At 65.5% G+C, this 13526-nt stretch carries 12 protein-coding genes; 7 read left to right on the top strand and 5 right to left on the bottom strand.

The window, feature by feature from the left end:
- Positions 1-2: 2 nt before the first annotated feature.
- Genes AOT87_RS16320 through AOT87_RS16310 form a run of 3 tightly spaced genes read left to right on the top strand, consistent with a single transcriptional unit; the run spans position 3 to position 3761 of the window.
- Entirely contained in the window at positions 3-596 is a 594-nt protein-coding gene (locus AOT87_RS16320; protein ID WP_057967648.1) for a potassium-transporting ATPase subunit C, read from the top strand.
- A gap of 13 nt (positions 597-609) precedes the next feature.
- On the top strand, positions 610-3090 hold the full coding sequence (locus tag AOT87_RS16315) for a sensor histidine kinase KdpD (RefSeq protein WP_078322835.1): 2481 nt from the start codon (positions 610-612) through the stop codon (positions 3088-3090).
- Positions 3087-3761 (top strand): response regulator, encoded by a 675-nt coding sequence (locus tag AOT87_RS16310; RefSeq protein WP_030094058.1) that lies wholly within the window; start codon positions 3087-3089, stop codon positions 3759-3761. Before AOT87_RS16315 ends, AOT87_RS16310 begins: the two co-directional genes overlap by 4 nt.
- Positions 3762-3765: 4 nt before the next feature.
- Here the strand turns inward: AOT87_RS16310 and AOT87_RS16305 are convergent, their stop codons facing one another.
- Positions 3766-4209 (bottom strand): hypothetical protein, encoded by a 444-nt coding sequence (locus AOT87_RS16305; RefSeq protein ID WP_030094057.1) that lies wholly within the window; start codon positions 4207-4209, stop codon positions 3766-3768.
- Here AOT87_RS16305 and AOT87_RS16300 point away from each other — a divergent pair.
- The 3 genes from AOT87_RS16300 to smc are packed head-to-tail and all read left to right on the top strand — an operon-like array spanning position 4200 to position 8498.
- The gene (locus AOT87_RS16300) at positions 4200-4604 is read left to right on the top strand and encodes an OsmC family protein (protein WP_044103998.1); all 405 of its coding nucleotides are present in this window, start codon (positions 4200-4202) and stop codon (positions 4602-4604) included. The two genes, AOT87_RS16305 and AOT87_RS16300, sit on opposite strands and share 10 nt — an antisense overlap.
- Positions 4594-4872: an acylphosphatase gene (locus AOT87_RS27920; protein WP_081343369.1), complete on the top strand. Its 279-nt coding sequence runs from the start codon at positions 4594-4596 to the stop codon at positions 4870-4872. Before AOT87_RS16300 ends, AOT87_RS27920 begins: the two co-directional genes overlap by 11 nt.
- A gap of 26 nt (positions 4873-4898) precedes the next feature.
- Positions 4899-8498 (top strand): chromosome segregation protein SMC, encoded by a 3600-nt coding sequence (gene smc, locus AOT87_RS16290; protein WP_057967646.1) that lies wholly within the window; start codon positions 4899-4901, stop codon positions 8496-8498.
- On the opposite strand, the gene AOT87_RS16285 is transcribed toward smc, so the two are convergent.
- The 4 genes from AOT87_RS16285 to fni form a co-directional block, all read right to left on the bottom strand.
- On the bottom strand, positions 8466-9302 hold the full coding sequence (locus AOT87_RS16285) for a TIGR03620 family F420-dependent LLM class oxidoreductase (RefSeq protein WP_057967645.1): 837 nt from the start codon (positions 9300-9302) through the stop codon (positions 8466-8468). The two genes, smc and AOT87_RS16285, sit on opposite strands and share 33 nt — an antisense overlap.
- A gap of 180 nt (positions 9303-9482) precedes the next feature.
- Positions 9483-10319 (bottom strand): cytochrome c biogenesis CcdA family protein, encoded by an 837-nt coding sequence (locus tag AOT87_RS16280; RefSeq protein ID WP_227457877.1) that lies wholly within the window; start codon positions 10317-10319, stop codon positions 9483-9485.
- The gene (locus tag AOT87_RS16275) at positions 10316-10837 is read right to left on the bottom strand and encodes a protein disulfide oxidoreductase (protein ID WP_030094051.1); all 522 of its coding nucleotides are present in this window, start codon (positions 10835-10837) and stop codon (positions 10316-10318) included. Before AOT87_RS16275 ends, AOT87_RS16280 begins: the two co-directional genes overlap by 4 nt.
- Positions 10838-10911: 74 nt before the next feature.
- Complete coding sequence (gene fni / locus AOT87_RS16270) at positions 10912-11880, bottom strand: type 2 isopentenyl-diphosphate Delta-isomerase (RefSeq protein ID WP_057967644.1); 969 nt, start codon at positions 11878-11880, stop codon at positions 10912-10914.
- Between the two features lie 22 nt (positions 11881-11902).
- Here fni and ftsY point away from each other — a divergent pair, with 22 nt between their 5' ends.
- A complete protein-coding gene (ftsY, locus tag AOT87_RS16265; protein ID WP_078322841.1) occupies positions 11903-13306 on the top strand; it encodes a signal recognition particle-docking protein FtsY in 1404 nt (467 codons plus the stop codon).
- Positions 13307-13526: the final 220 nt, after the last annotated feature.

Below are 13526 nucleotides of genomic sequence, written 5' to 3'. Positions count from 1 at the left end.
TAATGACGAAGATCTCAATCGCATGGCTGCGTCAGTGTGTGGCAGGCCTGATAGTGCTATTGGCCCTGACCGTGGTGCTGGGCATTGCATATCCGGCTGCGGTGTGGGTGTTCGGACGCATCGACTCGAACTCCGCCGAGGGCTCTCCGCTCAAGGATAAGAACGGCTGCGTGGTCGGATCGTCCATCATCGGTGTGGACCCGCAGGCTTCCAGTACGGACCCTTACTTCCACACGAGGGCCAGTGGTGACCCCGCCGCCGGGCTTCCCTCCAACCAGGGGCCCAACAGCGAGAAGCTGAAGGCTGACATCGAAACGCGTCGCGCCACCATCGCGCAGCGCGAGAGCGTTAATCCCACGGGGATTCCCGCCGATGCGGTGACCGGATCGGGCTCCAGCTTGGACCCTGATATCAGTCCGGAGTACGCGGCGCTGCAAGTACCGCGGGTCGCGGCGGCGACAGGACTAAGCCAGGCTCGGGTAAAAGAGCTCGTGGATGCTCACACCTCGCCGCGCCAATGGGGCATTCTGGGACAGCCGCGCGTCAACGTTCCGACGTTGAACGTGGCGTTGGGCCTCACTGGCCCTGCATGCTGATGAAGGAGAAACTTTGCCGCGCGGGACACTGCGGATCTACCTGGGGGCCGCGCCCGGAGTAGGGAAGACCTACGCCATGCTCAACGAGGCGCACCGGCGCGCTGGGCGTGGCACCGATGTCGTCGCGGCGACCGTCGAGACGCACGGTCGTACCAAGACCGCTGAGATGCTTGACGGGCTGGAGATCATCCCGCCCAAGGAGATGGTGTACCGCGGAACCGTCATGTACGAACTGGATGTCGATGCGGTGATCGCCCGGGATCCGGCGCTGGTGCTCATCGACGAGATGGCGCACACCAACGTGCCCGGCAGCCGGAATCCCAAGCGTTGGCAGGATATCGACGAGATCCTGGACGCCGGGATCGATGTGCTGACCACCATCAATGTGCAGCACCTGGAAAGCCTGAACGACGTTGTCGAACAGATCACCGGAATCGTGCAGCGCGAGACCGTCCCCGATGCGGTCGTGCGACGTGCCGAGCAGGTTGAGCTCGTGGACATCACGCCGGAGGCACTGCGGCGCAGGATGGTTCACGGCAACGTTTATGCGCCCGAGAAGGTGGGCTCGGCGCTGAGTAACTACTTCCGGACAGGCAATCTGACGGCGCTGCGCGAGCTGGCGCTGCTGTGGCTCGCCGACCAGGTGGACGCCGCGCTTGCCAAATACCGTTCGGATAACAGGATCACCAAAACCTGGGAGGCACGTGAGCGTGTAGTCGTCGCGGTCACGGGGGGGCCTGAATCGGAGACCCTGGTACGCCGGGCAAGCCGTATCGCCGCCAAGTCGAGCGCCGAACTCCTGGTAGTCCACGTGGTGCGGGGCGACGGACTGGTCGGGGCATCCACCGCGGTCATGGCGCGGGTACGCCGACTGGCCAACGATATTGGGGCGTCGGTGCAGACCGTCACCGGAGACGACGTACCGCAGACGCTGTTGGAATTTGCGCGCGGAGTCAACGCCACCCAGCTGGTGCTGGGCACGTCTCGGCGCTCCCGATGGGCTCGGATCTTCGACGAAGGGGTAGGTACCGCCGTCATCCGAGAATCCGGCCCCATTGACGTACACATGGTGACGCACGGTGACGGGACACCTGCACGGTTCCGCAACCTGGCGGTGCCGTCGCAGGGTCGCAAGCGGCTCGTCATCAACTGGCTGGCGGCCATCCTGGTGCCGCCGGCAGCGGCGTTGGGCATGTACTTCCTCGACGAGTACTTGGGTGTGGCCAGTAAGAGCGCGCTGTTTCTCATTGCGGTGCTGGGGGTTTCCCTGCTCGGTGGCGTGTCGACCGCGCTGGTGTCGGCCATCATCTCCGGGTTGTTGCTCAACTTCTTCTTTGTCTCACCGCGGTACAGCTTCACCATCGGCGAGACCGACAACGCACTGACCATCCTGGTGCTCATGGTCACCGCCGTCGCGGTCGCGGCATTGGTCGACGCCGCGGCCACCCGGGCACGGCAGGCTCGGCGAGCCTCCCGTGAAGCGGAGTTGTTGGCACTCTTCGCCGGTGGTGTCCTGGTGAATTCGGATCTCTCGGCCCTTCTGGAGCGGGTGCGTACGACTTATAACCAGACTGCGGTGAGTCTGCTGTGTGCGGAGGGACCGGCCGTGGCTAGCGTGGGAGAGCACGCGCCCACGCGGGAGTCCGAGGCCGACTCGGTGTTCCGGGTTGACGATGGTGCGTACGCATTGGCGCTCAATGGGCCACCGGTGCCCTCCGCCGACGCACGGGTGCTGCAGGTGGTCGCCGGAACGGCGGTCGGTTTGGTTCGTTCGGCACGGCTGGCCGAGGAAGCGTCGCAGGCCTCTGCCCTTGCCGAGGCAGACCGGCTGCGGCGGGCCCTGTTATCTGCGGTGAGCCATGATTTGCGGACCCCGCTCGCCGCCGTGAAGGCCGCTGTGTCGAGCCTGCGCAGTCCGGACATCGAGTTCTCGCCAGAGGACACCGCCGAACTACTTGCCACCGTGGAGGAGTCGACCGACCAACTCACCGCACTGGTAGGTAATCTACTGGACTCGTCGCGGCTGGCTGCGGGGGTAGTCAAGCCCAGTGCCGTGCCGGTGTATGTCGAGGAAATCGCCCATCGCGCGCTACTCGGCGCCACCGAGAATGATCGCAAGCGGGTGCGGCTGGACCTGAATGGTGCGGTGGTCCGGGCCGATCCGGGTCTTCTCGAACGCGTGTTGGCCAACCTTGTCGACAATGCGCTGCGATACTCGCAGTCGGAAGTGACGGTTAGTTCCGAGGAAGTGGAAGACCGCACACTGGTGATTGTCGCCGACCACGGAAAGGGGCTGGAGGCATCCAAACGCGGTGCGGCCTTCGAAGCCTTCCAGCGGCTCGGCGATCGTGACAACACAGTGGGTGTGGGGCTGGGTCTCTCGGTAGTCAAGGGTTTTGTGGAAGCAATGGAGGGCACGGTGAACGCGACCGACACGGCAGGCGGCGGTTTGACCATGATCGTCGATCTACCGAGTGTCGGGGTGCTGCGATGACTCGGGTGCTGGTGGTTGACGACGAGCCGCAGATCCTGCGCGCCTTGCGGATCAACCTGTCGGCGCGCGGTTATGAGGTGGTGACGGCCTCGTCCGGGGCGGGTGCTCTGCGTGCGGCTGCCGAGACCCAGCCCGAGGTGGTCATTCTGGATCTCGGGTTGCCGGATATGGACGGCACCGAGGTACTCGCCGGGCTGCGCGGCTGGACCGAAGTTCCGGTGATCGTGCTATCGGCGCGCACCGATTCGGCGGACAAGGTGGAGGCACTCGATGCGGGTGCCGACGACTATGTGACCAAACCTTTTGGCATGGACGAATTCCTGGCCCGGCTGCGGGCGGCGGTGCGCCGCGGCACACCGGACAGCGCCGAACCGGTGGTCCGCACCGAAACATTCGACGTGGATCTTTCGTCGCACAAGGTGATTCGCGATGGCAGGGAAGTGCATCTGACGCCTACCGAATGGTCGATGCTGGCGGTGCTGGTGCGTAACCGCGGAAAACTCGTCGGGCAGAAGGAGCTGCTCCACGAGGTCTGGGGCCCGGCGTACAGCTCCGAAACTCACTATCTACGTGTGTATCTGGCGCAGCTACGACGCAAACTGGAGATCGATCCGGCTCATCCGAAACACCTGCTCACCGAGGCGGGGATGGGGTACCGCTTCCAGGAGTGATAGGTCAGAAGGGCGGGCGGCCCAGGTCGATCTGTTGGACGTCGGGATCGCAACCCGGGCGGTACTTGGGCACCAACTGACCGTAGGTGGCCCGGAAATTGTCGGCGCCGACCTTCTCAACAGTTTCCGGTGAGGCCAGCAGAAGGTAGATACCCATCGGAGTGATCCGTTTGGTGAAGCAGGTATCGACCACCGTGAAGGTCTGCCGCATGGCGGACGTCGGCACGATCTTGGGATCGCCGGGCGGGATGTACACCAGCTCCTCGATGCGAGGCGCCCACGAACCAGACAACAACTGCGCCCGTACCTCGCTGTACGGACGCAGCAAGAGTGACTCTAGCGCCACTATGGGCTCCGCCGCGGCAGTTGGCGCCGAGAAAAATGAGGCGCAGAAAGCCATCGCGGCCGTGATGGCGGCGATTACATAGCATTGCGGGCGTGACGTCATTATGGGTAGAGCGTACGGGCAATCGGCGCTACACGGGACATAGCTCCCGGGGTGCCGAAGTGCTGATCGGATCAGAGACTGTCGACGGGGTGTTCACCCCCGGTGAGCTGCTCAAGATCGCGCTTGCGGCCTGTAGCGGGATGTCTAGCGACCAGCCCCTGGCCCGCCGCCTGGGCGAGGACTACCAGGTGCGCATCGACGTCAGCGGCCCGGCCGATCGGGAGCAGGAGCGCTACCCGGTGCTCGACGAGAAGATGGTCATCGATCTCAGCGCGCTCACACCCGAGGAACGCGCGCGGGTCCTGACCGTCGTGGAACGTGCCGTCGACCAGGTCTGCACGGTGGGGCGCACCCTGAAAGCCGGAGCCGAGGTGAACTTCAGTATTGAGTCCTGAGGTCCGCCTTGACGCCTGGGTGCACGGACATGTCCAGGGAGTCGGGTTCCGCTGGTGGGTGCGATCCCGCGCCCTTGAACTCGGCCTGACCGGATATGCCGCGAACGCACGCGACGGCCGGGTACACGTCGTCGCGCAAGGGGGCAAGGTCGAGTGTGAACAGCTGCTTGCCAAGTTGAACAGCGGTGAAACGCCAGGTCGCGTAGATCTTGTGGTGGATAGCTGGCAGCAGCCCGGCGAGCCTGTTTCCGGGTTTAGCGAGCGTTAGCGCCAAGACCGGTATTCTGGCCCGCTGTGCACCTCAAGAGTCTGACGCTGAAGGGCTTCAAGTCCTTTGCTTCGCCGACGACTCTGCGTCTGGAGCCGGGTATCACCTGCGTCGTCGGCCCCAATGGTTCGGGTAAGTCCAATGTTGTGGATGCCCTGTCCTGGGTGATGGGCGAACAGGGCGCCAAGGCCCTGCGCGGCGGCAAGATGGAAGACGTCATTTTCGCGGGGACGTCGACCCGCGCTCCGTTGGGGCGTGCCGAAGTGACCCTGACGATCGACAACTCCGACCATGCGCTGCCGATCGAATACTCCGAGGTGTCGATCACCCGTCGGATGTTCCGGGACGGCGCCGGTGAGTACGAAATCAACGGCCAGAGCTGCCGGCTGATGGACGTCCAGGAGCTGCTGTCTGACTCGGGTATCGGCCGGGAAATGCACGTCATCGTTGGGCAGGGGCGCCTGTCGCAGATCCTGGAATCGCGGCCGGAGGATCGTCGCGCCTTCATCGAGGAAGCGGCCGGTGTGCTCAAGCACCGTAAGCGCAAGGAAAAAGCGGTTCGCAAGCTTGAGTCGATGGCCGCCAACTTGGCCCGGCTCACCGACCTCACCACCGAGTTACGTCGTCAACTCAAACCTCTTGGCCGCCAAGCGGAAGTTGCGCGCCGCGCCGCCACAGTGCAGGCCGATCTGCGCGATGCACGACTGCGTCTGGCCGCCGATGACCTGGTGACTCGCCGGGCGGACTTCGACGGAACCAACGATGCCGAGACGGCGCTGCGCAAGCAACACGCGGAGATCAGCGAGAAGCTCGACGTGGCCACCGCCCTGCTGACCGAGCACGAGACGGCACTGAGCGAGCTCATGCCGCAGGCCGAGTTGGCCCAGCAGACCTGGTTCCGGCTCTCGGCGCTCGCCGAACGGGTCAGCGCCACGGTCCGGATCGCCGGCGAGCGGGCCAGCCACCTCGATGAAGTGGTGGCCGCGCCGACCGGACCGGATCCCGAAGAGCTGGAGGCGCAGGCGGAGCGCGTGGCCGAGCAGGAACGACTGCTGATCGCGCAGCTGGAAACGGTCACCGAGCAGCTGACCATGGCGAAGGCCGAGTTGTCGGCCAAGGAGGCTGCCGTCGCCCAGGCGCAGCGCCAGCACCTGGCCGCTGTCGCCGCCGAGGCGGACCGCCGTGAGGGCCTGGCCCGGCTTACCGGTCAGGTCGACACGATGCGCACGCGACTGGAATCGATTGACGGTCAGGCGCAGCGACTCACCGATGCGATCGGGGAGGCGACGGTGCGCGGCGAGGTCGCACAGACCGAGTTCGACACGGTCAAGGCGCGGGTGGCCGAGCTGGACCAGGGCGAGGTCGGACTGGACGAGCACCACGAGCGCTCGGTCTCGGCGTTGTCGATCGCCAATGAACGCGTGGCAGAGCTGCAGTCGGCCGAAAGGCAGGCCGAACGGCAGATCGCCTCGCTCAAGGCTCGTATCGACGCGCTGGCCATTGGCCTGGAACGCAAGGACGGCTCGGCCTGGCTCGCTGAGAATCGCAGTGGTGCAGGAATTTTCGGATCTATCGCGCAGCTGGTCAAGGTGCGGCCCGGTTATCAGGGCGCCATAGCGACCGCGATGGGCCCGGCCGCGGACGCGGTGGCTGCCGAGAATCCCGCCGCGGCGCAGGCGGCGGTGGCCGCACTGAAGGCTTCCGACGGCGGTCGAGCAGCGATTGTGTTCGGCGACTGGCCCGCACACACGCACACACGTCCGGCGATCGCTCTGCCGCCCGGGGCGCACTGGGCGGCCGATCTGGTGGAGGCGCCCGAACGGTTGGCCACGGCGGTGTCGGCGATGCTGGCCTCGGTGGTGGTCGTCGATGAGCTGGGCGCCGCCATCGAAGTGGTGCTGGCCAACCCATTGCTGCGGGCCGTGACCATCGACGGCGACCGGGTGGGCGCCGGGTGGGTTGCCGGCGGCTCCGACAAAAAGCAGAGCACGCTGGAGGTCCAGGCCGCCATCGAGGCTGCGGGGGAAGAACTGCGGGCCACCGAGACTCAGGTGGGCGAGATTTCCGCCGCGCTGGCCGGCGCGCTGGCAGAGCAGACCGCCCGTCAGGACACCGCCGAGCAGGCACTGGCCGCTCTCAATGAATCCGATGCGGCCATCTCCGCGGTGTATGAGCAGCTGGGCCGGGTCGGCCAAGACGTCCGTGTTGCCTCCGACGAGGTGAAAAAGCTCACCCTGCAACGTGATCAGCTCGAACTGGGCCGCGCCAAGACGATGGAGGAGCTGGCTGAGGTCGAGTCGCGGCTGCGCAATGCCGAAGAGGCGCCCAACCTGTTCGATGACGAGCCGATTGACCGCGACGACATGGCCATCGAACTGGAAGAGGCGCGTTCGGTTGAGATCGAGGCGCGCCTGGCGGTACGTACCTCCGAGGAACGGGTGAATTCCGTTCGCGGTAAATCTGATTCGTTGCGCCGTGCCGCGACGGCCGAGCGCGAGGCGCGTGTGCGGGCTGAGCGAGCGGCGGCCAGCCGGATGCGGGCGGCCGCGGTGGCGGCCGCGGTGGCCGAGTCGGGACGGTTGGTTGCGGCTCGCCTTGAACACGTGGTCGCCGCGGCGTCCGCGCGTCGGGACTTGCTCGGCGCGACCCGCGCGCAACACACCGCCGCGATGGGTGCGGTGCGTGAGGAAGTCCGCGAACACACGCAAAGCCTGGCGCGTCTGACCGATGCGCTGCATCGCGATGAAGTTGCCAAAGCCCAAGCGGCCCTGCGCATCGAGCAGCTCTCCGAGCAGGTACTCGAACAGTTCGGTATGGCCGCCGACGACCTCATCGCCGAGTACGGTCCGCATGTCGAGTTGCCGCCCTCGCAGCAGGAACTAGACGAATACGAGCAGGCCCGCGAGCGTGGTGAGCAGGTGAGCGCGCCGCAGCCCATGCCGTTCGACCGGGACACTCAGGAGCGCCGCGCCAAGCGCGCCGAGAAGGACCTACGCGAGCTCGGCAAGGTGAATCCTCTTGCCCTGGAAGAGTTCGCGGCTCTGGAGGAGCGCTACAACTTCCTGTCCACGCAGCTCGAGGATGTCAAGGCGGCCCGCAAGGATCTGCTCGATGTCGTCGCCGACGTCGACGCGCGCATTCTGCAGGTCTTCACCGAGGCGTATGCCGATGTGGAACACGAGTTCAAGGGCGTGTTCTCGTCGTTGTTCCCCGGTGGTGAAGGCCGGTTGGTACTCACCGACCCCAACGACATGCTCACCACCGGTATCGAAGTGGAGGCGCGCCCCCCGGGTAAGAAGGTCAAGCGCCTGTCACTGCTCTCCGGTGGCGAGAAGTCACTGACCGCGGTCGCCATGCTGGTGGCGATCTTCCGCGCGCGGCCCTCACCCTTCTATGTGATGGACGAGGTCGAAGCCGCGCTCGACGACGTCAACCTGCAGCGCCTGATCGGACTGTTCGAGCAACTGCGGGAGAAGTCGCAGCTCATCGTGATCACGCACCAGAAGCCGACGATGGAGGTCGCGGACGCGCTCTACGGCGTCAGCATGCGCGATGACGGCATCACGCAGGTGGTCTCGCAGCGTATGCGCGGCCTAGAGACTCAGCTCGCGAGCCAAAACACCTAGCGCCTCAGCGCGTTTGGCGGGATCACCCAATACCTGGATGGCCACCTGGGTGGCACCGGCATCCCGGTGCTCCTGCAGCCGGCCCGCGATCTGTTCCGGAGTGCCGTAGGCGACGAGGGCATCGACCAGTTTGTCGCTACCGGGCTTGACCAGATCCTCCTTGCTGCCCGCGAAACGCTCCAGCATGGTCAGGTAGTTGGTCAGGCCGAGGTACACGTCCAGGGCCTGGCGGCCGAGCGCGCGGGCCTCGTCGGCATCGGTGGTGAGTACCACTTTCTGCTCCGGCACGATGATCGCGTCGGGTCCCAGAAGTTCACGTGCCCAACGGGTATGCGCGGGGGTTGTGAGATATGGGTGGGCCAGCGCGGAGCGGTCTACGGCAAGTTTGAGCGACTTCTCGGCCAGCGCGGCGAGTGCCCGGCCCTCCTGGGGCACACCGACTTCGTCGAGAACATTGAGGTAGTCGACGAGTCCGGTGTACGGCTTGTAGGCGACGCCGCTGTCGATTTCCGGGTGGCCGGCGCCAATGCCCAGAATGAACCGTCCGGGATGGGCGGCCTCGATGCGCTGCCACGATGCGCCGGCCTCGCGAGCGGGCGCGGACCAGATGTTCACGATCGCCGTCACGATCCGGATCCGCTCGGTCGCGGACAGCAACGGATCGACCCACGGTAAATCGGCGGGAGGCGAACCACCCAGCCACGCTGTGTCGAATCCCAGATCCTCGACAGCGCGCAAGAGATCTGCGTCCACCGCCGAGTAGAGGGTGAAGAAGCCGTACGGTGCGAACTCTGGTGTGGTCACCTCACGGCGAACGCGCGTGTGCGCCGTGAGTATTCCCAGAAGCTACTTATCGGAGCCGCAGGAGCAATTGGCCCCACACTGACAGTTGGTGCAGGTGCAGTTCGGGTTGTCGCAGCTCGCAGAGGTCTCGGGCGCGACGGTCTCATTGCTAGTCATGCATATGATGCTACGCCCGATGAGCTATTCCTTCGCGGTATTACGCCACCAAATGGCCGCGCCGACCGCCACCAACCCGAGGATGAACAACCACGGCCAGGCGCCGTGCAGATACACCCAGCCTGAGATTGTGCGCTGAATCTTCCCGGCCGCGTTGATGATCGGGTCGTCGGGGTTGCCGTTGGCGTGGAACAGCCTGACCTCGTAGCTGCCGTAATAGCCCACGTAGGCGCCGACCACCAGAAGGATGGCGCCGCTGATCCGATTCAGATAGGGCAATGCGCGCCGCATGGCGTTCAGCAGGACCGTGCTTGCCAATGCGGTGGACACGGCCAGCGTGCCTACCACCAGGGTGATACCGGAGGCGTACGCCAGATAGACCATGACACCGTCGAACAGGGAGCCGCTTTCAAAGGTGGTACTGGTGACTGCCAGGAAGGGGCCGATGGTGCAGGACAACGAGGCCACCGCGTATCCCACGCCGTAGCCGAACATGGAGCCCAGCCGGGTGGTGGGGGCATTGGCATCCAGCACCTTGGGCATGAGCGCGATGATGTCGCGGCCGGACAACAGCCACAGGCCGAGGATCACCAGGCCGATTCCGAAGACCACCGTCACAAACGGCAGATACCGCTGCACCACGGACGCCACCGACACCGTCAACAACCCGAAAACGGTGAAGACCGCGACGAATCCGGCTGCCATCACCACGGTGGCGATGACCGCGCGAGCCAAAGCCCGCGACTTGCCGATTTCGGCACCGGGTCCGCGCACCACAAGGGCGAGATAGACCGGCAATAAGGCGAATCCGCACGGGTTGAGCGCGGCGATCAGCCCGGCTGCAAAGGCAAGTGAGGTCAGGTCAGTGCCTTCACCCGGTCGCTGAGCTCCTGTTCGGACATCGACGATGTCGGGTTGTTCACAAAGTCCGAGGTGCCGTTGGAGTTGATGAACAGGTAGGCCGGCTGCCAGGGCACACCGAACTGCCGCCACAACGAACCGTCGGCGTCGTTGAGGTTGGTGAAGTGAAGGTTGTAGCGCGAAATGAATCCCTCCATTTCTCCCACCGAACCGCGGCCGGAGATGCCGACGAAGGTGACGCGGGGATTAGCCGCCGATACCGCACTCACATGCGGTCCCTCGCCGTTGCAGAACGGGCAATAGGCGGCCCAGAACCACAGCACGACCGGCTTGCCCTTGAGGCTGGCACCGTTGAAGGGCGCGCCCGAGACGGTGGTTCCGGTGAAATCGAGCAGGGAATCGGCTCGCGCCACAGGCGCCCGGACGATGCCGGCCGATATCAACAACACTGCGACGGTGACCGCAAGGGTCCGCGCCACGGCCCGAAATTTATTACGTCCCCCGAATTGGATATTCATGCCAAGAACCTCCTGGGACCCAAAACACAGCCAACACGGTGTGACTCCCGCAGTGTATGACGGGTCTGGCCTGTTTAGCGGGGGCTTGAGCGCGGACGCAGTGAAACTCGCCGCAGCTGGGCGATCGTATTGACATCGGCACAGTGCATGGCGATGCGCAGCTCGTCGAGGAATTGTTCGAGCCAGGCGATCACTGCCTGCGGCGACTGCACCGCCGGTGCCAAGAGAGGGAGCGCGACCGACACGACGCTGGCGCCCAGTGCGATCGCCTTGGCAGCGTCCATCCCGGTGCGTATGCCGCCCGAGCCGACGAGAGGCAGGTGCGGCAGCTCGGCATGCACCTCGGCGAGCGCATCGGCTGTCGGGATACCCCATTCGGCGAGCTCGGGAGAGGTGATGGCGCCGAACCTGACGAACTGCTCCACCCGGGCCCAGGACGTGCCGCCCGCGCCGGCGACATCAATGGCCGCAAGACGGCATCCGCTGAGGCGGCGCGCTGCGGCGCCACTGATGCCATGGCCGACCTCCTTGAGGAGCACCGGAAATTGGACCGCGTGGGTCAGCTCGGCGAGCCGATACACCTGACCGGTGAAATCGGTGTCGCCGCCGGGCTGTACCGCCTCCTGCAGCGGATTGGTGTGCACCGCCAGCGCATCCGCCCCCACCCGCTGCACCAGGTCGTTGAGCTGCGCGGCGGCCGCGGTGTTGCCGAGCTGTGCCAGCCCGATGTTGCCGATCAGCAGGATGTCGGGTGCTACCTCGCGCACCGCGAACGTCGCCGCGCTGTCAGGGTCGACCAGCATCACCCGTTGCGAACCCAGCATCATGCCGATGCCCAGCTCTTGGGCGGCGGCCGCGAGATTGCGATTGATGGTGGCCGAAAGTTTCGCGCCGCCGGTCATCGCTCCGATGAGAACAGGAGCGGCCAATCGCTTGCCCAGAAACTCGGTGGACAGGTCAACCCCGGCGAGGCTGGAATTGGGCAACGCCATATAAGGCAGGTCGAGTCGTTCCAGTCCCGTGGTTCGGGTGACGTACTGCACTGGATCGCTCAGGCAGGCGTCAATGTGGCGCTTCTTGCGTTCCTGTAACAATGCCCTGGTGCCTTTTGAAGTGTGGATCGCCATCGCGATCGTCGCCGTCGTGGTTTTTGCTGCATTGGTCTTCGGACTGGTGCGTTACCGCTCCCGTCGTATCAGCCTGACACGTTCCGACACAAACACGGGGATCACCGAGGGCGCCACACCGGCCGACCGTTCCGGCGGATACAGCGCCGGGTCCACCATCACCTTCAGTGAGGGCGGAGCGCAGGCAACTCCCGTGCCCAGTGTGGGCGATGACGCCGAAGTTCCGCGGGACGCGCCGCGGCGCACCATCTCCAATGTCCAGCTGCCTGAACCCGCAGCTGAACCGAAACCGCAGCCTGAACCCGCCGCGACACCCAAACCAGAGCCCGAGGCGGTCGCCGAACCCGAACCGGCGCCCGAACCAGAGCCCGAGGCAGTCGCCGAACCAGAGCCGCAACACGCGGCGGTGCTCGATGAGATCGCGCCGGTGGCAGGACGCCTCGACCGATTGCGGGGACGGCTGGCCAGTTCGCAGAATGCCGTGGGCCGGGGCCTGCTGGGCCTGCTGGGTGCGGGTGACCTCGACGAGGAATCGTGGGAGGAGGTCGAGGACACCCTGCTCATCGCCGACCTCGGCACCGCGGTCACCACGTCGATCGTGGACAGGCTGCGCAGCGAGATGGCCGCCCGCAGCGTGCGCACCGAGGCACAGGCGCGGGCTCTGCTGCGCGAGGTACTCATCGATGAGCTGCAGCCCGACCTCGACCGGTCGATCAAGGCGCTGCCGCACAACGACAAACCCTCGGTGCTGCTTATCGTCGGGGTGAACGGCACGGGCAAGACCACCACGGTCGGCAAGCTGGCCCGGGTGCTGGTCGCCGACGGACGCCGGGTGGTGCTCGGGGCCGCGGACACCTTCCGTGCCGCAGCGGCCGACCAGTTGCAGGCATGGGGGCAGCGCGTGGGTGCTCAGGTGGTGCGGGGTGCCGAGGGTGCCGACCCCGCCTCGGTCGCCTTCGACGCCGTCGACGCCGGGATCCGCGAAGGTGCCGATGTGGTGGTGATCGACACCGCCGGGCGACTGCACACAAAGACCGGACTCATGGACGAGCTGGGCAAGATCAAACGTGTCGTGGAACGGCGCGCCGAGGTCGATGAGGTGCTGCTGGTTCTCGACTCCACGATTGGGCAGAACGGTTTAGCGCAGGCCCGAGTGTTCGCTGACGTGGTAGACATCACCGGGGTGGCGCTCACTAAACTTGACGGAACAGCCAAGGGCGGCATTGTTTTTCACGTGCAGCGTGAACTTGGCGTGCCGGTGAAGCTAGTTGGCCTGGGGGAGGGCCCCGACGATCTGGCCCCATTCGAGCCCCCGGCCTTCGTCGACGCCTTGTTGGGGTAAGGGCGCCGCCTATCCCGGGTCGCTTCGCTCCTGCCCGCCGAAACCGGTAACAGACGCGAAACACACACGCGCTCTCTCGGAAACATCCGCTGCGCACTCTGCATGGGCAGAGTTCAAGCTTCAAGATCCCCGAGAGGAATGCCGCTAGTGGATGGTTTCCCGTCAATGGGTGTCCCGAATACCGGAGACACTGCGTGGATGCTGGCCAGTGCCGCGTTGG

The sequence above is a fragment of the Mycobacteroides sp. H003 genome, from assembly GCF_001440135.1.
In the GTDB taxonomy this organism is placed as follows: Bacteria; Actinomycetota; Actinomycetes; order Mycobacteriales; family Mycobacteriaceae; genus Mycobacterium; species Mycobacterium gwanakae.
The sequence above is the reverse complement of the archived record's forward strand: the minus strand, read 5'-3'. Positions and strand labels throughout refer to the sequence as shown.